The sequence below is a fragment of the Prauserella rugosa genome (assembly GCF_000719975.1).
GTDB classification, from domain to species: Bacteria; Actinomycetota; Actinomycetes; order Mycobacteriales; family Pseudonocardiaceae; genus Prauserella; species Prauserella rugosa.
Genome location: NZ_JOIJ01000003.1, coordinates 63,999 through 85,852, shown reverse-complemented (window position 1 = coordinate 85,852; position 21,854 = coordinate 63,999). Strand labels below are relative to the sequence as shown.

Annotated in this window: 20 protein-coding genes; all 20 read left to right on the top strand. The window is 71.5% G+C overall.

Translation table 11 applies throughout. The features are described from left to right. The first annotated feature begins 254 nt into the window (after positions 1–254). Positions 255–1,817, top strand: a complete 1,563-nt coding sequence (locus IF64_RS0105420; protein WP_030530897.1) for an anthranilate synthase component I — start codon at positions 255–257, stop codon at positions 1,815–1,817. A gap of 1 nt (position 1,818) precedes the next feature. Then, entirely contained in the window at positions 1,819–2,574 is a 756-nt protein-coding gene (locus tag IF64_RS0105415; protein WP_246134736.1) for a Trp biosynthesis-associated membrane protein, read from the top strand. 183 nt (positions 2,575–2,757) lie between these two features. Then, positions 2,758–3,567, top strand: a complete 810-nt coding sequence (trpC, locus tag IF64_RS0105410; protein WP_030530895.1) for an indole-3-glycerol phosphate synthase TrpC — start codon at positions 2,758–2,760, stop codon at positions 3,565–3,567. A 14-nt stretch (positions 3,568–3,581) separates the two neighbouring features. Continuing rightward, positions 3,582–4,808 carry a tryptophan synthase subunit beta gene (trpB, locus tag IF64_RS0105405; RefSeq protein WP_030530894.1) on the top strand — a complete coding sequence of 409 codons (1,227 nt, stop codon included), beginning with the start codon at positions 3,582–3,584 and terminating at the stop codon, positions 4,806–4,808. Next, positions 4,805–5,590: a tryptophan synthase subunit alpha gene (trpA, locus tag IF64_RS0105400; protein WP_030530893.1), complete on the top strand. Its 786-nt coding sequence runs from the start codon at positions 4,805–4,807 to the stop codon at positions 5,588–5,590. Before trpB ends, trpA begins: the two co-directional genes overlap by 4 nt. 42 nt (positions 5,591–5,632) lie before the next feature. Then, positions 5,633–6,835: a prolipoprotein diacylglyceryl transferase gene (gene lgt, locus IF64_RS25200; RefSeq protein ID WP_051757495.1), complete on the top strand. Its 1,203-nt coding sequence runs from the start codon at positions 5,633–5,635 to the stop codon at positions 6,833–6,835. 186 nt (positions 6,836–7,021) lie between these two features. Next, the gene (locus IF64_RS0105390; RefSeq protein WP_048808101.1) at positions 7,022–7,903 is read left to right on the top strand and encodes a CoA transferase subunit A; all 882 of its coding nucleotides are present in this window, start codon (positions 7,022–7,024) and stop codon (positions 7,901–7,903) included. 8 nt (positions 7,904–7,911) lie between these two features. Next, positions 7,912–8,679, top strand: a complete 768-nt coding sequence (locus tag IF64_RS0105385; RefSeq protein ID WP_030530890.1) for a CoA-transferase subunit beta — start codon at positions 7,912–7,914, stop codon at positions 8,677–8,679. Continuing rightward, positions 8,676–9,851, top strand: a complete 1,176-nt coding sequence (locus tag IF64_RS0105380; protein WP_030530889.1) for a thiolase family protein — start codon at positions 8,676–8,678, stop codon at positions 9,849–9,851. Before IF64_RS0105385 ends, IF64_RS0105380 begins: the two co-directional genes overlap by 4 nt. A gap of 80 nt (positions 9,852–9,931) precedes the next feature. Then, a complete protein-coding gene (gene pcaD / locus IF64_RS0105375; protein ID WP_030530888.1) occupies positions 9,932–10,699 on the top strand; it encodes a 3-oxoadipate enol-lactonase in 768 nt (255 codons plus the stop codon). Positions 10,700–10,737: 38 nt separating this feature from the next. Continuing rightward, positions 10,738–11,679, top strand: a complete 942-nt coding sequence (locus IF64_RS0105370; RefSeq protein ID WP_084705673.1) for an IclR family transcriptional regulator domain-containing protein — start codon at positions 10,738–10,740, stop codon at positions 11,677–11,679. Next, the gene (locus IF64_RS0105365) at positions 11,676–12,263 is read left to right on the top strand and encodes a nucleotidyltransferase family protein (RefSeq protein WP_030530886.1); all 588 of its coding nucleotides are present in this window, start codon (positions 11,676–11,678) and stop codon (positions 12,261–12,263) included. The genes IF64_RS0105370 and IF64_RS0105365 overlap by 4 nt, the downstream gene beginning before the upstream one ends. 114 nt (positions 12,264–12,377) lie before the next feature. Further along, positions 12,378–13,226, top strand: a complete 849-nt coding sequence (locus tag IF64_RS0105360; protein ID WP_425468477.1) for an AAA family ATPase — start codon at positions 12,378–12,380, stop codon at positions 13,224–13,226. Positions 13,227–13,277: 51 nt separating this feature from the next. After that, a complete protein-coding gene (locus tag IF64_RS0105355) occupies positions 13,278–14,456 on the top strand; it encodes a vWA domain-containing protein (RefSeq protein WP_084705672.1) in 1,179 nt (392 codons plus the stop codon). Beyond that, positions 14,449–15,573 (top strand): XdhC family protein, encoded by a 1,125-nt coding sequence (locus IF64_RS0105350; protein WP_030530883.1) that lies wholly within the window; start codon positions 14,449–14,451, stop codon positions 15,571–15,573. The genes IF64_RS0105355 and IF64_RS0105350 overlap by 8 nt, the downstream gene beginning before the upstream one ends. 346 nt (positions 15,574–15,919) lie before the next feature. Beyond that, positions 15,920–16,459 (top strand): (2Fe-2S)-binding protein, encoded by a 540-nt coding sequence (locus IF64_RS0105345; protein WP_030530882.1) that lies wholly within the window; start codon positions 15,920–15,922, stop codon positions 16,457–16,459. Next, entirely contained in the window at positions 16,456–18,897 is a 2,442-nt protein-coding gene (locus IF64_RS0105340; protein WP_030530881.1) for a xanthine dehydrogenase family protein molybdopterin-binding subunit, read from the top strand. Before IF64_RS0105345 ends, IF64_RS0105340 begins: the two co-directional genes overlap by 4 nt. Next, positions 18,894–19,748 carry an FAD binding domain-containing protein gene (locus IF64_RS0105335; RefSeq protein WP_030530880.1) on the top strand — a complete coding sequence of 285 codons (855 nt, stop codon included), beginning with the start codon at positions 18,894–18,896 and terminating at the stop codon, positions 19,746–19,748. Before IF64_RS0105340 ends, IF64_RS0105335 begins: the two co-directional genes overlap by 4 nt. Before the next feature lie 166 nt (positions 19,749–19,914). Beyond that, on the top strand, positions 19,915–20,682 hold the full coding sequence (locus IF64_RS0105330; RefSeq protein WP_030530879.1) for an SRPBCC family protein: 768 nt from the start codon (positions 19,915–19,917) through the stop codon (positions 20,680–20,682). A gap of 54 nt (positions 20,683–20,736) precedes the next feature. Further along, entirely contained in the window at positions 20,737–21,828 is a 1,092-nt protein-coding gene (locus IF64_RS0105325) for an NAD(P)-binding domain-containing protein (RefSeq protein ID WP_030530878.1), read from the top strand. The last annotated feature ends 26 nt before the right edge of the window (positions 21,829–21,854 follow it).

Here is a 21,854-nt window from a genome sequence, read left to right as displayed (position 1 = left end):
GTTCGTCCGAGGCCGGTTCGTGGGCAGTGGCCGGTTCGTGGGCAGTACTGCGTGGCGCGGTGCTCACCCCGTCATCATCGCACCCCGTCATGATCACCCGTCGCCATCACCCGTGCCGTCACCGCCGCCGTCAGCGGCACCGTCACCGGCACCGCCGCCCGGTAAAGATCCCACCGCCGCCCTGTAGAGATCCCACCGCCGCCCCGTAGAGATCCCACCGCCGCCCCGTAACGGCCCGGCGGCACAATGAGGGCATGGTCGCTGCCCATTCCGTCGAGGCCGCACGTGTCGGCCTGGGCGCCGTGACGCCGTCGTCCGAGGAGTTCCGCGCGCTCGCCGAGGACCGTCGCGTCATCCCGGTCGTGCGCCGGGTGCTCGCCGACGCCGACACGCCCGTCGCCCTGTACCGCAAGCTCGCCGAGGACCGCCCCGGCACGTTCCTGCTCGAGTCGGCGGAGAACGGCGGGTCGTGGTCGCGATGGTCGTTCATCGGGGTGCACAGTCCCTCGGCGCTGACGGTGCGCGACGGCAAGGCCGTGTGGACGGGCACGCCGGTGGCGGGCCTGCCGACCGAGGGTGACCCGTTGACGGTCCTGCGGGAGACCCTGCAGATGCTGCACACCGAGCCACTGCCCGGGATGCCGCCGCTAACGGGAGGCATGGTCGGCTACATCGGCTACGACGCGGTGCGCTGGCTCGAACGGCTGCCGGAGATCGCCGAGAAGGACATCGACATCCCGGAGCTGACGATGCTCCTGGCCACCGACCTGGCTGCGTTCGACCACCACGAGGGCACGGTCACGCTCATCGCCAACGCGGTGAACTGGGACGACAGCCCCGAACGGGTCGGTGCCGCCTACGACGACGCCGTGCGCAGGCTCGACGAGATGACGGCGCGGCTGGCCGCGCCCGCACCGGCCACGAACGCCGTGTTCGACCGCCCCGCCCCGGAGTTCGACCGCAGGCGCACGAAGGCGGACTTCCACGCGGCCGTCGAGGCGGCACGCGAGGCCGTGCACGCCGGTGAGGCGTTCCAGATCGTCCCTTCGCAGCGGTTCGAGATGCGCACCGGCGCCGATGCGCTGGACATCTACCGCGTGCTGCGCACGTCCAACCCGAGCCCGTACATGTACCTGCTGCGGTGCGGCGGTTTCGACATCGTCGGGTCGAGCCCCGAGTCGCTCGTGACCGTCCGCGACGGCAAGGCGACGACGCATCCGATCGCGGGCACGCGGTGGCGTGGTGCCGACGCCGAGGAGGACGCCCAGCTCGCGAAGGGGCTGCTCGCGGACGAGAAGGAACGTGCCGAGCACCTGATGCTGGTCGACCTCGGCCGCAACGACCTCGGCAAGGTGTGCAAGCCGGGCTCGGTGCAGGTCGTCGACTTCTTCTCGATCGAGCGCTACAGCCACGTGATGCACATCGTCTCGACGGTGACCGGGGAACTGGCCGACGACAAGACGGCCTTCGACGCCGTCACCGCGTGTTTCCCCGCGGGCACGTTGTCCGGTGCGCCCAAGGTGCGGGCGATGGAACTGATCGAGGAGCTCGAGCCGACGCGGCGCGCACTCTACGGCGGTGTGGTGGGCTACCTGGACTTCGCGGGCGACGCGGACACGGCCATCGCCATCCGCACGGCGCTCGTGAAGGACGGGGTGGCCCACGTGCAGGCCGGTGGTGGCGTCGTCGCGGACTCGGAGGCCGAGTACGAGGACAACGAGGCGCTGAACAAGGCGCGGACCGTGTTGTCGGCGGTCGCGGCGGCCGGAACGATGCGCTCGGCGACCGATGCACTCTCGCTCGACGACGGGGCCTGACGTGTCCGAGTCCGACGTGCCCGCCTCCGACCGCTCCGACGGCTCCGGCCGTGCCGTGCCGGCCACCGAGCCGTCGGTGCCTGCCGGGGCGTCCGGGTCGTCCGGGGCCGGGCAGCGCCCCGAGCGGGGCGGTGCGGAGAGTGCCGGCAGGCGTGCGCTCTGGATCGCCGTCGTCGCACTGCTGCTCGGGGCGGGCGCGCTGTGGGGCGCGTCGGGCCTGGTGTGGATCGAGGTGCCGCGTGGGCTCACGGTCGAGGGCCGGATGGTCGAGGACCTCACCGGCTCCGACCTCGTGCAGTGGCCGGTGCCGATCGCGCTGCTCGCGCTCGCGGCCGTGGCGGCGACGTTGGCCTCCCGCGGCATGGCCCGCAGGATCCTGGGCGGCCTGCTGGTCGTGGCGGGCGTGTGGACGGCCTATCTGGCGCTCGGCGGGGACGTCGGCGAGGTCGAATGGACCGGCTGGGCGCCCGGTTACGAGGGGGCCTCGGGCAGGCCCGAACGCACGGTCTGGGGGCCCGCGGCGGCCGTGGCGGGCGGGGTGCTCGTCGCGTGCGCCGGAGCGCTCCTCGTCGCCAAGGGGCACCGGATGGCCCGCATGGGCGCGAAATACACCGCGCCGGGCACGCGGCGCACCACCCGCGATCCCGACACCGAGCTCTGGGACGCCCTCTCGGAGGGCAGTGACCCGACGGAGAACACCGAACGTGCAGCCGGCCCGGAACGCCGCGGTTCCCGGCCGAACGGCGGGGACGGCTGAGCCGAACGGAGTCTGCCGCCGCGAGCGGGCCGGCGGTGAAATCACTGGTGGGCAACGCATTTCCCGACCCGCGCCCGGTCTGGACGAGCCTGCGGGTTAGCATCGGTTGAGCGGGAAGGGGAAGGTTTTTGTGAGCCACCTTGCGAGTGAATCAACGGTCCCGACACCCGGTGAGGTCATCCGGTGAGCGTTCTCGAGGACATCGTCGCGGGCGTGCGAACCGACCTCGCCGAGCGTGAGTCGGCGCTGCCGTTCGACGAGTTGAAGAAGCGTGCGGCCGACGCGCCCGCTCCGCGGGACGTGATGGGCTCGCTGCAGGAGTCGGGCATCGGCGTCATCGCCGAGGTCAAGCGGAAGAGCCCGTCGAAGGGCGACCTGGCCGCCATCCACGATCCGGCGGCACTGGCCAAGGACTACGAGGACGCGGGCGCGCGGGTCATCAGCGTGCTCACCGAGCAGCGCCGCTTCGGCGGTTCGCTCGAGGACCTCGCGGCCGTGCGGGCGGCCGTGGACATCCCGATCCTGCGCAAGGACTTCATCGTCAGCCCGTACCAGGTGCACGAGGCGCGCCTGCACGGCGCGGACATGGTGCTGCTCATCGTGGCGGCGCTCGAGCAGAACGCGCTCGTCGCGCTGCTCGACCGGGTCGAGTCGCTCGGCATGACGGCACTGGTCGAGGTGCACAACGCCGAGGAGTGCGACCGCGCGCTCGAGGCCGGTGCGTCGGTCATCGGCATCAACGCCCGTGACCTGCACACCCTCGAGGTCGACCGCGACGTGTTCGCGCGGCTGGCGCCCGGCCTGCCGATGGAGACGTTCAAGATCGCCGAGTCGGGTGTGCGCGGCCCCGGTGACCTCATGGCCTACGCCGGTCACGGTGCGGACGCCGTGCTCGTCGGCGAGGGCCTGGTCTCCACGGAGGACCCCAAGGCCGCGCTCGTCCAGCTCGTCACCGCCGGGTCGCACCCGGCCTGCCCGCGGCCCAGCCGCTGAGGAGAACCGACCGAGTGAGTGAGACCCCGACCGACGGCGTGACCGGACACGGACCGGACGCGCGTGGCCACTTCGGCCCCTACGGTGGCCGGTTCCTGCCCGAGGCGCTGATGGGCGCGCTCGACGAGCTGGCCGCCGAGTACGAGAAGGCGCAGCAGGACCCCGAGTTCGTCGCCGAGTTCGACCGCCTGCTCACGGGCTACGCGGGCAGGCCCTCGTTGCTCACCGAGGCCCCGCGGTTCGCCGAGCACGCCGGTGGCGCGCGCATCTTCCTCAAGCGTGAGGACCTGAACCACACCGGTTCCCACAAGATCAACAACGTGCTCGGTCAGGCGCTGCTCACCAAGCGGATGGGCAAGAAGCGCGTGATCGCCGAGACGGGCGCCGGTCAGCACGGCGTCGCCACGGCGACCGCCTGCGCGCTGCTCGATCTCGACTGCGTCGTGTACATGGGCGAGGTGGACACCGAACGGCAGGCGCTCAACGTCGCCCGCATGCGCCTGCTGGGCGCCGAGGTGATCCCCGTCGGCACCGGATCGCGGACGCTGAAGGACGCCATCAACGAGGCGCTGCGCGACTGGGTCACCAACGTCGACACCACGCACTACCTGCTGGGCACGGCCGCGGGCGCCCACCCGTTCCCCGTGATGGTGCGCAACTTCCACAAGGTGATCGGCGAGGAGGCGCGCAGGCAGATCCTCGAACAGGCGGGCAGGCTGCCCGACGCCGTCGCCGCCTGCGTCGGTGGCGGGTCGAACGCCATCGGCATCTTCCACGGCTTCCTCGACGATCCGGACGTGCGCCTGGTCGGACTGGAACCCGGTGGCAAGGGCCTCGAGAGCGGCGAGCACGGTGCCACGCTGTCCCAGGGCACGCCGGGAACGTTGCACGGCGCGCTGTCGTACCTGCTGCAGGACGAGGACGGCCAGACGATCGAGGCGTACTCGATCTCGGCGGGTCTGGACTATCCGGGAGTGGGACCGGAGCACTCGTACCTCAAGGACATCGGCCGCGCCGAGTACCGCGCCGTGACCGACGCCGAGGCGATGGACGCCTTCCAGCTGCTGTCAAAGACCGAGGGCATCATCCCCGCGGTCGAGTCCTCCCACGCCCTCGCGGGCGCACTGCGCCTCGGCCGGGAACTCGGGCCGGACGGCCTCATCGTCGTGAGCCTGTCCGGGCGCGGCGACAAGGACGTCGACACGGCGGCTCGGTACTTCAACCTCGTGGAGGACGTGTGAGCCGCATCGACGACCTGTTCGCACAGACGCGCGCCGAGGGTCGCGGTGCGCTCATCGGCTATCTGCCCGCGGGCTATCCGACGGTCGAGGAGTCGAAGGACCTGCTGGCCGCCACGGTGGACGCGGGTGCGGATCTCGTGGAGGTCGGCTTCCCGTACTCCGACCCCGTGATGGACGGGCCGACGATCCAGGCGGCCGCCGACACCGCGCTGCGCGCCGGATTCCGGCTCAAGCACCTGTTCGAGGTCGTCGAGTCGGTGGCCGAGCGCGGTGGCAAGGCCGTGGTGATGACGTACTGGAACCCGGTGTTCCACTACGGCGTCGACGCGTTCGCCCGTGACCTCGCCGCCGCCGGTGGGCTCGGGCTCATCACCCCCGACCTCACGCCCGACGCGGGCACGGACTGGGGTGAGGCGTCCGAGCGGCACGGTCTCGACCGGATCTACCTGGTCGCACCGTCCTCGTCCGACGAACGGCTCGCGTTGACGGCGAAGGCCGCGACGGGATTCGTCTACGCCACGGCGGTCATGGGCGTCACCGGCGCACGGGAGACCGTCGGCGAGGCCGCGCACGGTCTCGTCCAGCGCACGCGCCAGTACACGGACCTGCCCGTGGGCGTCGGACTCGGCGTGCGCTCCGGTGACCAGGCCGCGGAGGTGGCCGGATTCGCCGACGCGGTCATCGTCGGTTCCGCGCTGGTGACCAAGGCCGGGGAGAGCCGCGCGGCACTCACCGCGCTCACCGAGGAACTCGCCGACGGGGTGCGCCGCCCGCGCACCTGACGCGCCCGAGCCGGGCGAGGTCGGTCACGTTACGGTGACCCTGTGAGTACCGCCTCGTCTGCCTTCCTCGCCACCATTCCCAGTCCCGACCGGGGAGTCTGGGACGTCGGTCCGTTGTCGCTGCGGGCGTACGCGCTCTGCATCATTCTGGGCATCGTCGTCGCCATCTGGCTCGGCGAACGCCGGTGGCAGGCCAGGGGTGGCAGCAAGGGCACGGTCATCGACGTGGCGGTGTGGGCCGCGCCGATGGGTCTCATCGGTGGCCGCATCTACCACGTCATCACCGATCACCAGCTGTACTTCGGCGAGGGCCGCGATCCCGTCCGGGCGCTGTACATCTGGGAGGGTGGCCTCGGCATCTGGGGTGCGATCGCGCTCGGCGCGGTCGGTGCGTGGATCGCCTGCCGCCGCAAGGGTGTCCCCCTGCCCGCGCTGGCCGACGCGGTCGCTCCGGGCATCGTGATCGCCCAGGCGATCGGGCGGCTCGGCAACTACTTCAACCAGGAACTCTACGGCGGTCCCACCGACCTGCCGTGGGGACTGGAGATCTACCGCCGCGTGTCCCAGGACAACCCGGGCATGGAGGACCCGCTGAACGGCGTGGCCCTCAACGACGTCCCGGTCGAGATCGTGCATCCGACGTTCCTCTACGAGCTGTTGTGGAACCTGGGTGTCGCCCTGCTGATCATCTGGCTGGACCGCAGGCTGCGCCTGGGGCACGGTCGCGTGTTCGCGCTGTACGTCGCCGGGTACACGGCGGGCCGGTTCTGGATCGAACTCATGCGCACCGACCCGGCCAACGAGATCCTGGGCCTGCGCGTGAACGTGTGGATGTCGGCGCTGGTGTTCGTCGGTGCGGTGGTCTACTTCGTCCTGGCCCGCGTGAAGGGTCCGCGTGAGGCGCCGGAGACCCTCCGCAGCAACGACGACGAGGGCGACGACGAGGGCGACAACGAGCGAGACGACGAGGGAGAGGCCGAGAGCGACAAGGCCGGCGGGCGCAAGGACACCGAGGCGTCCGCAGACGCCGCGGCGATGCCGACGGCGAACGGTGCGGCGGCCACCGGTGAGGCCGCCACTGACGACACGGCCACACAGGACACGGCCACACACGACGCGAGCGCCGACAGCGCAACGTCGGAGACTACGGCCTCGGACAGCGCGGCCTCGGACAGCGCGGCCGCGGAGGAGACGGCTGCCGATGTGGGACAGGAGCGTTCGGACAAGCCGTCCGGCGGAGCCTGATCCGCAGCGACGGCGACACCCACATCCGCACCGACGGCGGAATCGAACGGCGCCCCCGCCTCGGCCACGCGCACCCGCGCCCGGTCGAGGCGGGGGCGCCGTCGTGTTGACGCCTGCCCCCACCCGTCGTATGTTCATATGCAGAACACACGTGCGCGATACGCACGAATCGAACGAGGTGGCAACGTGGCGGACATCGTGACGCTCGCCGACGGCATCGGTGAGCTGGTGCGCGACGGCGACGTCGTGGCACTCGAAGGTTTCACGCACCTGATCCCGCATGCCGCGGGACACGAGATCATCCGGCAGGGCCGGCGCGATCTCACGTTGGTGCGGATGACCCCGGACATCGTGTACGACCAGCTCATCGGCGCGGGCTGTGCGCGCAAACTGGTGTTCTCGTGGGGCGGCAACCCGGGGGTCGGGTCGCTGCACCGTTTCCGGGACGCCGTGCAGCACGCCTGGCCGGTGCCGCTCGAGATCGAGGAACACAGCCACGCGGGCATGGCGAACCGTTACGTCGCGGGCGCCAGCGGTCTGCCGTTCGCGGTGCTGCGGGGATATCGCGGGACCGATCTCCCCGAGCACACCTCCACGATCAAGTGGATCACCTGCCCGTTCACCGGTGAGGAACTCGCCGCCGTGCCCGCGATCAACCCGGACGTCACGGTGGTGCACGCCCAACGCGCCGACCGGCAGGGCAACGTCCAGATGTGGGGACTGGTCGGCGTGCAGAAGGAGGCCGTGCTCGCGGCCGAGCGCAGCCTGGTCACCGTCGAGGAGGTCGTCGACGAGCTGGAGCCGGTGCCGGGTCAGGTGATCCTGCCCGGCTGGGCGGTCACAGCCGTCGCCGAGGCGCCGCACGGCGCGCATCCCTCGTACGCCCAGGGGTACTACGAACGCGACAACGCCTACTACCGGTACTGGGACTCGATCGGCAGCGACCGTGAGGCGTTCGGGAACTGGGTTCGCGACGAGGTCATGAACAAGGGCGCGCGGAACACCGGCGTGCCGGGCAAGGACGGGGTGGACAAGAAGGCCGGGGTTGACAAGGAGGTGCCGCAGTGACGACGTCCATGACGAGCGCGGCGGGGGAGTGGACCGCCGACGAGATGATGTCCATCGCCGCCGCCAGGGCGCTGCAGAACGGCACGCGCTGCTTCGTCGGCATCGGCCTTCCGTCCACGGCTGCCAACGTGGCGCGCCGGACACACGCGCCCGATCTGGTGCTCATCTACGAGTCCGGCACGCTCGGGTCCAAACCGGACGTGCTGCCCTCGTCGATCGGCGACGGTGTGCTGGCCGAGACGGCCGACGCGGTGATCAGTGTTCCCGAGGTGTTCAACTACTGGCTTCAGCCGGGGCGGATCGACGTCGGTTTCCTCGGTGCCGCGCAGTTGGACCGGTTCGGCAACATCAACACCACCGTCATCGGTGACGACTACGCCGACCCGAAGGTCCGCCTGCCGGGTGCCGGCGGTGCGCCGGAGATCGCCGCGTCGTGCGGCGAGGTGTTCGTGGTCGTGCGGCAGAGCACGCGAAGTTTCGTCGAGCAGGTCGACTTCGTCACCTCCGTGGGGCACGGGTCCGGCAAGGGAGACCGGCAGCGGTGGGGGCTGCCGGGAGCGGGGCCGACCCTCGTGATCACCGACCTGGGCATCCTGCGGCCCGATCCGGACACGGCCGAGCTCGTGCTGACGCAGCTGCACCCCGGCGTCGAGGTCGACGACGTGCGGGCGGCGACCGGCTGGGACCTGAAGGTGGCCCCCGACGTGGGCCGCACCGCGGCGCCGACGCCGGAAGAACTGTCCACATTGCGCACTCTGAAGGAAGCATCCTCGTGACCGACGTCTTCGTGCTCGACGCCGTGCGCACGCCGTTCGGCAAGTACTCCGGTGGGCTGGCGGGCGTGCGGCCCGACGATCTGGCCGCCCACGTCCTGACCGTGCTGCGGGACCGTTCGGACCTCGATCCGGCCGCGGTCGACGAGGTCGTGCTCGGTGCCGCCAACCAGGCCGGTGAGGACAACCGCAACGTCGCTCGCATGGCGACCCTGCTCGCCGACTGGCCGACGTCGGTTCCCGGCTCCACCGTCAACCGTCTCTGCGGGTCCGGTTTGGACGCCGCCATGCAGGCGAGCCGCACCATCGCGACCGGGGACGCCTCCCTCGTGGTGGCCGGCGGCGTCGAATCGATGAGCAGGGCGCCGTGGGTGTTGCCGAAGACGGAGAAGCCCTTCCCCGCGGGGAACCAGACACTGCATTCGACCACTCTCGGCTGGCGCCTGGTGAACCCGAGGATGCCGGAGCAGTGGACGATCTCGTTGGGCGAGTCGACCGAACGGCTCGCCGAGAAGTACGGGATCACCCGGCAGGCGCAGGACGAGTTCGCCGCCGCGAGTCACACGAAGGCGGCCAGGGCCTGGGACGAGGGTTTCTACGACACGCACGTGGTGCCCGTTCCCGGTAGCGAACTCGCCCGCGACGAGGGGATCCGCGGAGACTCCACAGTGGACAATCTCGCGCGGTTGAAGCCGGCGTTCCGGCAGGAGGGCACGATCACGGCGGGCAACGCCTCGCCGCTCAACGACGGAGCCTCCGCCGTGCTCCTCGGCGACCGCGCGGGCGCCGACCGCATCGGGGCCACCCCGTTGGCGCGGATCGCGGGCCGCGGCGCAGCAGGCGTCGATCCCGACGTGTTCGGCATCGGCCCGGTGCAGGCGGCCGAGATCGCGCTGCGCCGCGCCGGGATCGGATGGTCGGACCTGGCCGCGGTCGAACTGAACGAGGCGTTCGCGGCGCAGTCCCTCGCGTGCCTGGCCGACTGGCCCGAGCTCGACCCCGCGATCGTCAACGTCAACGGAGGGGCGATCGCCATCGGGCATCCGCTCGGCGCCTCGGGCGGGCGCATTCTCGGTGCGCTCGCCCACGAGTTGACCCGCCGCGGTGGCGGGTACGGTCTGGCCGCGATCTGTATCGGCGTCGGCCAGGGCCTGGCGGTCGTGCTCGAGGCCTGAGCCCGGCGTCGACACGAGCGGCCGGCCACCCGGAGCCGGCCACGTGGGACGAACACGCGAGACGCGGACGAGGAGAACGCATGCGGGTGCACAACGTCGTGGAGGGACCGCGTGACGGCGAGGTCGTCGTGCTGTCCGGCTCGATCGGCTCCAATCTCACGATGTGGGACGCGCAGGTCCCGGCGCTCGTCGACGCCGGTTACCGGGTGGTGCGCTACGACCACCGCGGACACGGGCGCACCCCGGTGCCGGAGGGGGAGACGACACTCGCCGACCTCGGCGGTGACGTCGTCGAACTGCTCGACGAGCTCGGTGTCGATCGCGCGCACTTCGTCGGCTTGTCGCTCGGTGGCATGACGGGGATGTGGCTCGGCATCCACGCCCCGGAACGCCTGCGCAGCCTCGTGCTGTGCTGCACCTCGCCGAAGATGGGCACGCCCGAGTCGTGGGCCGAGCGCGCGCGGACCGCGCGGGAGCAGGGCATGACGGCGATCGCCGACGCCAGCATCGAGCGGTGGTTCACCGCGGACTGGCTGGCCGCGCACCCCCAGCAGCGGCGCGAGTACCACCACATGACGGCCGCGACACCGGCCGCGGGCTACGCCGCCTGCTGCAACGCGATCGGCGGCATGGACGTGCTCGACGGGCTGCCCAAGATCACGGTACCGACGCTCGTCATCGCGGGTGCGGACGATCCGGCCACTCCGCCCGAGGGGCACGGCCGCGTGATCGCCGACGCCGTGCCGGGTGCCCTCCTCGAGGTCGTCGACGGCGCGGCGCATCTCGGCAACGTCGAACAACCCGAACGCTTCAGCGAGCTGATCACGGCGCACCTGCGCGAGGCCTGAGCCTCGATGCGGCCTGCGGCCAGTAGGTTGAGTGTCCTATGAGCACCCCTGACGACACCGCAGCCACGCCAGGCGCCGAGACCGCCGAGCGCGCCGACAGTCCCGGCAGTGTCGACACCGCCGACACCGCCGACGCCGTCGACACCGAGCAGGCGGGCGACACCGAGCAGGCGGGCGACACCGAGCAGGCGGGCGACGCTGCGCCGCGAGCCACGCACCACGTGCAGTCGCTCGAGCGGGGCCTCGCCGTCATCAGGACGTTCGGGGCAGGCACGCCGCAGCGCACGCTGAGCGAGGTCGCCAAGGAGACCGGTCTGACCAGGGCCGCGGCACGGCGGTTCCTGCTCACCCTGGCCGACCTCGGCTACGTGCGCACCGACGGCAAACAGTTCTCGCTGACCGCCAAGGTGCTGGAACTCGGGTACGCGTTCCTGTCGGGCCTGTCGCTTCCGCAGCTGGCCCAGCCGCACCTGGAGCACCTGTCGGCGCAGGTGCGCGAGTCCAGTTCGATGTCCGTGCTCGAGGGCACCGACATCGTCTACGTCGCGCGGGCGGCGGTCTCGCGCATCATGACGGTCACGATCAGCGTCGGCACCCGGTTTCCCGCCCATGCCACGTCGATGGGCCACGTGCTGCTGGCGGGACTGTCCGACGACGAGTTCGGCGAGTACCTCGCCCGCGCGTCCTTCGACCGGTTCACCGACCGCACCATCGACTCGGCCGCCGCGTTGCGGGCCGAAGTCGCGGCGGTGCGCGAGCAGGGCTACGCGCTCGTGGATCAGGAACTCGAGGCGGGCCTGCGGTCGATCGCCGTCCCGGTCCGGGGCGCCGACGGCGACGTGGTGGCGGCGGTGAACCTGGCGACGCACGCCTCGCGGACCACGCCCGAGTCGATGCAGGGCGAACTTCTGCCCGCGTTGCGGGACGCGGCGCGGCGCATCGAGGCCGATCTGACCGCCGTCGCCCCGCCCCGCGCATGATCGCGGGTCTGGTGCTGGCCGCGGGCGAGGGCAGACGGTTCGGCATGCCGAAGGCGCTCGCGGCCCACCGCGGCGAACCGTTGGTCGCGCGTGCCGCGCGGGTGCTGACCGAGGGTGGCTGCGGCCCGGTGCTCGTAGTGCTGGGCGCGCGGGCGCACGACGCGGCTCCGCTGGTGCCGGCAGGGGCCGAGGTGGTCGTGGCCGACGACTGGGCCGAGGGCATGGGTGCGTCCCTGCGCGCGGGACTGCGCGCGCTCGGCGAGCGTGAACCGGCTCCGGAGGCGGCACTCGTGCAGCTGGTCGACCTGCCCGACGTGGGCCCCGAGGTCGTCAGCCGGATCCGCACACACGCCCAGGACGACTCCGGGAACGTGGATGCCGCCGTCGTGCGCGCCGCGTACGACGGAGCACCGGGACACCCCGTGCTGTTCGGACGCCGCTGGTGGGCCGAGATCGCCGCACAGGCGGAGGGCGACAAGGGGGCGCGGGACTGGCTACGCGGGCGCGCCGACGTCCGGCTCGTCGAATGCGGAGACGTCGGCGGCGGCCGCGATGCGGACACACCCGACCTGCTTGACCCGTAAGAAGGTTTCCGTCCCGGCCGAGCGCATGCCTAGGGTGAGGGAGTGACGTCCGAATCCGCCGCCACCGGCACCGCCGCCGGAGCAGCCCACACCGCCGTTTCCTCGCCCGCCAAGTTGTCGGCTCTGCTCGAGGACATCGGGTACCTCGCCGACGACGGCGTCGCCACCGCCGCGTTCCTCGCACTGCGCATGGGCAAGCCGTTGTTCTGCGAGGGGGAACCGGGCACGGGCAAGACCTCGTTGGCCGTCGCACTGTCCGAGAGCCTGGGGTTGCCGTTGGTGCGGCTGCAGTGCCACGAGGGCATCGACGCCGCGCAGGCGTTGTACGAGTGGGACTTCCCGCGCCAGCTGCTGCACCTGCGCGCGTTGGAGGCCGCCGAGGGCGGCAGGCTGAACGTCGAGGACGCGGAGCAGTCGCTGTACACCGAGCGGTTCCTGTTGGCGCGTCCGCTGTTGACGGCGCTGCGTTCGGCCCCGTGCGTGCTGCTGGTCGACGAGATCGACCGCGCCGACGACGAGTTCGAGGCGTTCCTGCTGCAGTTGCTCGACGAGAACACCGTGACGATCCCCGAGTACGGCGAGGTGCGGGCCGAACAGCCCCCGCTGGTCGTGCTCACGTCCAACCGCACGCGTGAGGTGCACGACGCGCTGAAGCGACGCTGCCTGTACCACTGGCTCGAGCACCCCGACCTGTCCCGCGAGATCGCGATCCTGCGGGCACGCGTGCCCGGCATCGGCCAACGCCTCGCCGAGCAGATCGCCGAGGCACTCCAACGGCTGCGGACCATGGAACTGCTGAAGCCGCCCGGGGTCGCCGAGGCGATCGACTGGGCCAACGCACTCCGCGCGCTCGGCCGCGACGAACTCGACGCGGCCTCAGCCGCCACCACGCTGGGTGCGGTGCTCAAGTTCAGCGAGGACACCGACCGAGTCCGCGCCCGCCTCGACGCGGTCCTCGGCTGATCACCGGCTCGCACCCTCGGCGTTTTGGCCTGCGCGGGGCATGATGGACCCATGTCCGACAACACCGGCGACACCACCGGCGGGGGCGACAGCGCGGTCGACGGCACGGCAGGGGGCGGGAACACCGTCGTCGCCGATCCGCTTCCCGGGCTGGTCGGGTTCACGGCCGCACTGCGGGAGGCGGGCCTGCCGTGCGACCGGCACCGGGTGGGTGCCTACTTCGACGCGGTGGAACGGATCGACGTCGGCGAGGCCACCCAGCTGTACTGGGCCGGCCGCCTGACGTTGTGCGCCGATCCCGACGATCTGCCGCGGTACGACGAGGCGTTCGCGAGCTGGTTCGGCGGCGAGTCCGCGGCGGACGCGGGTCTGCCGGTGCGACGGGAACAGCGCGCCCGGATCGCACCGCTCACGGGCGAGGGCGACGGGGAGTCGGGCGAGGAGGCCGGCGAACAGCTCAGCGTCGCGGCCAGCGACGTGGAGCTGTTACGGGACCGCGACCTCGGTGAACTGACCGACTCCGAACGTCGGCACCTGCGCGAGTTGTTCCAGACGCTGCGGCCGGTGTTCCCCCGGCGCCGGTCGTCGCGGCTCCGGCCCGCGCACCGCGGCGCACTCGACCCGCGCCGCACGTTCCGCGCGATGATCGCGGGTGGCGGCGAACCGGCCCGCCTCGCCTACGCGCGCAAGCGCACGCGGCCGCGCAGGGTCGTGCTGCTGGTCGACGTGTCCGGGTCGATGAAGCCCTACGCCGACTCGTTGTTGCGCTTCGCCCACGTCGTCGTGCGCGCGCAGCCCGCCGACACCGAGGTGTTCACGCTCGGCACCCGGCTCACGCGCGTCTCGCGGGCGCTGCGCCAACGCGATCCGGAACGGGCGATGCTCGCCGCGGGCGGGGCCGTCGCCGACTTCGCGGGCGGAACCCGGCTCGGCGAGACCGTCCGGGTGTTCCTCGACCGCTGGGGACAGCGAGGGCTCGCCAGGAGGGCCGTCGTCGTGGTGTTCTCGGACGGATGGGAACGCGGCGACACCGCGTTGTTGGGAGAACAGATGGCACGGCTGCGCAGGCTGGCGCACACGGTGTTGTGGGTGAACCCGCACGCGGGCCGTGAGGGCTACGAACCGGTGCAGTCGGGCATCGCCGTCGCGTTGCCCCACGTGGACCGGCTGCTGGCCGGACACAGCCTGGCCACGTTGGAACGACTGTTGCGGGAGGTCCGAGATGCATGACGTGCTGGACGAGGTCTTCCGGCGGTGGGAGGCGGGGGAGACGGTGGGCGTCGGCACGGTCGTCGCCACGTTCTCGTCGGCGCCGCGCGCTCCCGGGGCCGCGATGTTGGTCGGCGCCGAGGGCGACGCGGTCGGCAGCGTGTCGGGCGGGTGCGTCGAGGGCGCCGTCTACGAGTTGGCCCAGCAGGTCGTCGCCGACGGGGTGCCGGTGCTGCAGCGGTACGGCGTCAGCGACGACGACGCCTTCGCCGTGGGCCTGACGTGCGGCGGCATCATCGACATCTTCGTCGAACGCGTCGACCGCGAGACGATGCCCGACCTGCCCGCGCTCGTCGCGTCGGTGCGGGAGGGCAGGCCGGTCGCTCTCGTCACGACGATCGAGCATCCCGACGAGACCATGCTGGGCAGGCGCATGCTCGTGTGGCCGGACGACGTCCGGGGCGGGCTCGGTTCCGACCGCGTCGACGACGCCGTGCTCGACGACGCACGCGGCATGCTCGCAGGCGGGCGCACCGGCACCCTCCACTACGGACCGGACGGCCAGCGCCGCGGTGAGGGCATGTCGGTGTTCGTCAACACCTTCGAACCGCCGCCCCGCATGCTCGTGTTCGGCGCCATCGACTTCGCCGCCGCGATGGCGCGGATGGGGGCCTACCTCGGCTACGAGGTGACCGTGTGCGACGCGCGCCCGGTGTTCGCGACGAAGACACGATTCCCCGAGGCCGACGAGGTGGTCGTCGACTGGCCGCACCGGTATCTGCAGGCCGAGGCCGACGCGGGGCGGATCGACGGGCGCACCGTCGTCGCGGTCCTGACGCACGACCCGAAGTTCGACGTGCCGGTGCTGGAGGTGGCGCTGCGACTGGACGTCGGGTACGTCGGCGCGATGGGGTCGCGGCGCACGCATGACGACCGGTTGGCCCGCCTGCGTGAGGCCGGGCTCAGCGAGGCCGAACTGAAACGACTGGCCTCGCCCATCGGTCTCGATCTCGGCGCCCGCACCCCGGAGGAGACGGCCGTGTCCATCGCCGCCGAGATCATCGCCTTGAAATGGGGCGGCGGCGGACGGCGGCTCGCCGACGTCGACGGCCGCATCCACGCCGAGCAGCAGCGCTGAGGGCGGTGCCGCCGGCAGCTGCCGGGGCGGTGACGGGACGGGGCGGGGCGGTGACGGGACGGGGTGGCGTCCTCGGCGTGCCGGTGGCCGGGCGGTGCCAACGGTCCATTGGCACCACCCACCACGCAACCGATCGGGCGAATATTTCCGCACCCGCGGAGTCCGTGCCCAGGTGGCGATCCGCGGATGCGGAACGGCTCGTGGTGGACGCCAAGATCGGGGTTGTCGAGGAAGGGCTCACGTAGCAGGCTCGAGTTTGTGAAGCCGATCACCGCCCGCGGTGATCGGCCCAGGCCGTTCCACGCGGCCCGTCCACCCGGCGGACCGAGCCACCACAGGAGGCCCCATGCGCATCACCGTCACCGTCGACGGGACCGACTACACGGATGACGTCGAACCCCGGACTCTGCTCGTGCATCATCTGCGGGAGAAGCTCGGCAAGACCGGAACCGTGGTCGGCTGCGACACGAGTAACTGCGGCGCCTGCACCGTCCATCTCGACGGGCAGAGCGTGAAGTCCTGTTCGGTCCTGGCCGTCCAGGCGGACGGCTGTGAGGTCACCACCGTGGAGGGGCTCGCCCGCGACGGGCAGCTCCACCCGGTGCAGCAGGCCTTCCGCGACAACCACGCACTCCAGTGCGGTTTCTGCACTCCCGGCATGATCATGCAGTCGATCGATCTGCTGGCCGACAACCCGAATCCGGACGAGGAAGCCGTCCGCGAAGGCCTCGAAGGCAACCTCTGCCGGTGCACCGGCTATCAGAACATCGTCCGCGCCGTACGCGATGCGGCCGGCCACATGCGGCCCGGTGCGGGACCGGAGGCCGAACAGGTCGGCGAAGGTCAGCCCGCGGCGACGGGCACGGGCGTGGGAGGTGACGCATGACCACCGCGGCCGAACCGGAAGTCGGGCGCGCCCGCGTCCGCAAGGAGGACGAACGGCTGATCACCGGACGGACGCGGTGGACCGACAACATCGCGTTGCCCGGGCTCATGCACATGGCGTTCCTGCGCAGTCCGACGGCGCACGCGCGGATCGTCAGCATCGACACCTCGGCGGCGAAGGAGATGCCGGGTATCGTCGCCGTGTTCACCGGTGACGACCTCGACCCGTCGGGCGAGATCGGAATGCCCAACGCGTGGCCGATCACGCCGGACCAGAAGACGCCCCGCAGGCCGATGCTCGCCCAGGGCACGGTGAACTTCGCGGGCGAGGCCGTCGCGGCGGTGGTCGCGCGCAGCGCAGCCGAGGCCGAGGACGCCCTCGCCGAGATCGACGTCGAGTACGACGACCTTCCGGTCGTGCTCGGGCTCGACAACGCCGTGGCCGAAGGGGCACCGCTGGTGCACGAGGACCTCGGCACGAACAAGAGCGCCCTGTGGGTGTTCGACTCGAACGAGGCCGGCTCCGGCGGCGACGTGCAGAAGGCCATCGACGAGGCCGAGGTGGTCGTGACGCGCCGCTTCCGCCAGCAGCGCCTCGTGCCCGCCTTCATGGAGCCGCGGTCGGTGGTCGTCGATCCCACGGCGCCGCAACTGACGATGTGGTCGGCCACGCAGGTGCCCCACATCCTCAAGACGATGGTCGCGATGACGCTGGGTCTGCCCGAGCACCAGGTACGGGTCATCGCCCCGGACGTCGGCGGCGGTTTCGGCGGCAAACTCGCCGTGACCCCCGAGGAGTGCGCCGCGGTGGTCGTGGCGCAGAAGCTCGGCCGTCCGATCAAGTGGACGGAGTCGCGTTCGGAGACGATGGTCGCCGCCCACCACGGCCGCGACCAGATGCAGGACATCACGATCTCGGCCACCCGCGACGGCACCGTGACGGGGCTGAAGGTCGACCTGCTCGCCGACATGGGTGCCTACCTGGGCATCGTGGGCGGCGGGGTGCCGGTGCTGGGTGCGTTCATGTTCAACGCGATCTACAAGATCCCGGCCTACCGGTTCTCCTGCACGACCGTGTTCACCAACACCACGCTCACCGACGCCTACCGCGGTGCCGGCAGGCCCGAGGCGACGTTCGCCATCGAGCGCATCATGGACGAGCTGGCGGCCGAGCTCGGCATGGACCCGATGGAGCTGCGCGAGAAGAACTGGATCAAGCACGAGGAGTTCCCGTACACGACCGTCTCCACGTTGACCTACGACTCGGGCAACTACGAGGCGGCGACCGCGAAGGCCATGCAGCTGTTCGACTACGACGGGCTGCGTAGGGAACAACAGCAGCGGCGGGAACGCGGTGACAAGGTCCAACTCGGTATCGGCATCTCCACCTTCACCGAGATGTGCGGGCTCGCACCGTCGCGGGTGCTCGGTTCGCTCGACTACGGAGCGGGTGGCTGGGAGCACGCGGCGATCCGCATGTTGCCCACCGGCAAGGTGGAGGTCGTCACGGGCGCCTCGCCGCACGGTCAGGGCCACGAGACGGCGTGGAGCCAGATCGTGGCCGACCAGCTCGGCGTGGCCTTCGACGACGTCGAGATCCTGCACGGCGACACGCAGTCCTCACACAAGGGCCTGGACACGTACGGCTCGCGGTCGCTGGCCGTCGGCGGCATCGCCGTGGTGAAGGCGGCCGAGAAGGTCGTCTCCAAGGCCCGCAAGGTCGCCGCGCACCTGCTGGAGGCCTCCGAGGACGACCTCGAGTTCGCCGACGGCAAGTTCAGCGTGCGCGGTACCGACACCTCGACGTCCATCCAGGACATCGCGTTGGCGGTCTTCGCGGCACACGACCTGCCCGACGGGGTGGAGCCCACGTTGGACTCCGAGGCCGTGTTCGACCCGGAGAACTTCTCGTTCCCGCACGGCACGCACCTGTGCGCGGCGGAGGTCGACACCGAGACCGGCCGGGTGCGCCTGCGCTCGTACGTGTGTGTCGACGACATCGGCAAGGTGATCAACCCGCTGATCGTCGAGGGCCAGATGCACGGCGGACTGGCACAGGGCATCGCCCAGGCGCTGTACGAGGAGGCCGTGTACGACGAGTTCGGCACGCTCACCTCCGGAACCTTCGCCGACTACCTGCTGCCGTCGGCGATGGACCTGCCCTCGTTCACCACCGACCGCACCGAGACCGCCGCGACGTCGAACCCGCTCGGCGTCAAGGGCGTCGGTGAGGCCGGCACCATCGCCTCCACCCCGGCGGTGGTCAACGCGGTGGTCGATGCCGTCCGGCACCACGGAGTCGACGACATCGAGATGCCGCTCAGCCCCATGCGTGTGTGGCGGGCCGTGCACATGGGCGAGACCGATGCAGGCGGCCCCGGAGCCGAGGCCGGTGGCGGACTCGGCTCGATCGACCCGGCACAAGGAGGTGCGCAGTGATCCCCGCTCCGTTCGACTACGTAGCACCGTCCACTGTGGATGAGGCGGTGCGTGCGCTCGCCGATGCGGGCGAGGACGCCAAGGTGCTCGCGGGCGGGCAGAGCCTGCTGCCCGTGCTGCGCATGCGCCTGGCCGCACCGACCACGGTCGTGGACCTCGGCAAGGTCAGTGAGCTCAAGGGCGTGCGCGACGACGGCGATGCCGTGGTGATCGGTGCGATGACCACGCATTACGACGTACAGCGCGATCCGCTCGTGCACGATCACGCCCTGCTCCTCGCCAGGGCCACCGACACCGTCGCCGATCCGCAGGTGCGGCACCGCGGCACGTTCGGCGGTTCGCTCGCCCACGCCGACCCGGCGGGTGACCTGCTCGCGCCGGCGCTGGCGCTGGGCGCCGAGATGGTGATCCAGGGGACCGGGGGCAGGCGGACGGTGTCGTCGGCGGAGTTCTTCCAGGACTTCTTCACGACGTCGCTGGCCCCCGACGAGATCCTCGTCGAGGTGCGCGTGCCCAAGCACACCGGCTGGACGGCGCACTACGAGAAGTTCAACCGGGTCGCCCAGGCGTGGTCGATGGTCGCGGTCGCGGCCACCGTACGCGCCGAGGGCGGCACCATCGCCGAGGCGAGGATCGGGCTCACCAACATGGCCTCGATCCCCGTCCGTGCGCGGGCGGTGGAGGAAGCCCTGGTGGGCCGCTCGGCCGATGCGGAGACCATCCGCGAGGCGGCCTCGCACGCCGCGGAGGGCACCAGCCCCACGGTCGACGGCAACGCCGACGTGGAGTATCGCCAGCACCTCGCCCGTGTGCTCACGGGACGCGCCGTCGAGGCGGCGATGGCAGGCTGAATCACCGGCCGGTGGAGGGCACCGCGGGTCCTGGTCCCCGTGGTGCCCTCCACCGGTACCGGCCCCGCTGACACCGGTCGGCGGACCCGCACAACACGCGCAGGCGCCGTGACGGCGTTCTGCGGCGCGAGCATCGAGCGCAGGCATCGAGGAAGGAGGTCGGCCCGTGCGGCTGGACCACGAATTCACCGTCCCGGCACCCATCGACGAGGTGTGGAAGGCGATCATCGATCCGGAACGCGTGGCGCCGTGCATGCCCGGCGCGACACTCACCGCCGTCGAAGGCGACACGTTCAAGGGAACGGTGAAGGTCAAGCTGGGCCCGGTCTCGCTGCTCTACAAGGGCAGTGGCGAGTTCCTCGAGAAGGACGAGTCGTCCAGGAAGATCACGATCAAGGCCTCCGGCAAGGATTCGCGAGGTGCGGGTACGGCCTCGGCCAACGTCACCGTGACCCTCACGGCTGACGGGAACACCACCCACGGAGCCGTGGCCACCGACCTGAACGTCACGGGCAAGCCCGCCCAGTTCGGGCGGGGCATGATCTCGGAGGTCGGCGGCAAGATCCTCGACAGCTTCGCGGAGAACCTGTCGGCGGAACTCGCGTCCGACCCGGCGCAGGCCGGTGCCGACTCCGCCCAGGACACGGGGGCCGGGACGGATGTGAAGCCGGGAAAAGACACGACGCCGGGCACGGGTGACGGCAGCGGCATCGCCGCGGGTGCGGCCGCCGCGGCGCCGCCGCCCCAGCCCGAGAAGCCCCAGCTCGAGTCGGTCAAGCCCGCGGGCTCACGCGGTGAGGCGGAGGCCATCGACCTGTTCGACTACGCGGGTGCGTCGGTCGCCAAGCGTCTCGCGCCCGTGATCGCCGGCGTGGTCGCGCTCTTCGGGGTCCTCGCCGTGATTCGCCTGATTCGGGGGAAGAAGGGCTCGTGACCCGGTAGCGGCCCGCGCCGGAATGGGCCGCCACGCCACGTGGTTGTACCGGACATGCGGGCTGATCACGCGGTGGAGGTGGCCGTCCTCGGCGCCGGACAGGCCGGGCTGTCGGCCGCGTACTTCCTGCGCCGCGCCGGCTTGGACGGTCGCTCCGGTTTCGTGGTGCTCGATCACGCGAAACGGCCGGGCGGTGCCTGGCAGTACCGGTGGCCGTCCCTGCGGTTCGACAAGGTCCACGGCCTGCACGAGCTGCCGGGGCTGGCGCTCGGCACACCGGACCCGCATCGGCCCGCGTCCGAGGTCGTCACCGAGTACTTCGACCGCTACGAGCGCACGTTCGACCTCCCGGTGCGCAGGCCGCTCGACGTCCGCGCCGTGCGGTACGCCGACGACGAACGCGGCGCGTTCGTCGTCGAGACGCCCGCCGAGACGTGGCTGGCCAACGGGATCGTCAACGCCACCGGGACGTGGGACCGCCCCTTCTGGCCGCACTACCCGGGCCAGGGCGACTTCCGGGGCAGGCAGTTGCACACGGCCGACTTCTCGGGAGCCGACGAGTTCCGCGGCAAGCATGTCGTCGTGGTCGGCGGCGGCAGTTCCGCGGTGCAGCAGCTGCTCGAGATCGCCCCGGTCGCCGCGGGGACGACGTGGGTCACGCGGACGCCGCCGGTGTTCCGGGACGCCGAGTTCACACCCGAGTACGGCCGCGAGGTCGTCGCGCAGGTCGACGCACGCGTCCGGCAGGGCAAACCGCCGCGCAGCGTGGTCAGTGTGACGGGCCTGATGCTCACGCCGCAGGTCAGGGCCGCGCGAGAGGCGGGCATTCTCGACCGCAGGCCGATGTTCGAGCGCATCACGCCGCGCGGCGTCGTCTGGCCGGACGGGAGGGAGCAGGCCGCCGACGTGATCCTGTGGGCCACCGGCTTCCGCGCCGCGCTCGATCACCTCGCTCCGCTGGGACTCCGGGAGCCGGGAGGCGGGGTGCGCATGGACGGCACGCGTGTGGTCGCCGAGCCGCGGGTGCACCTCGTCGGCTACGGGCCGTCGGCCAGCACCGTCGGTGCCAGCCGAGCCGGGCGGTCCGCGGTGCGTGCACTGCTCGCCGAACTGGGACGCACCGAGCTGGGACGCCCGCGTCGCTGACCGGCTGAGTCGCGCCTCGGCACGCT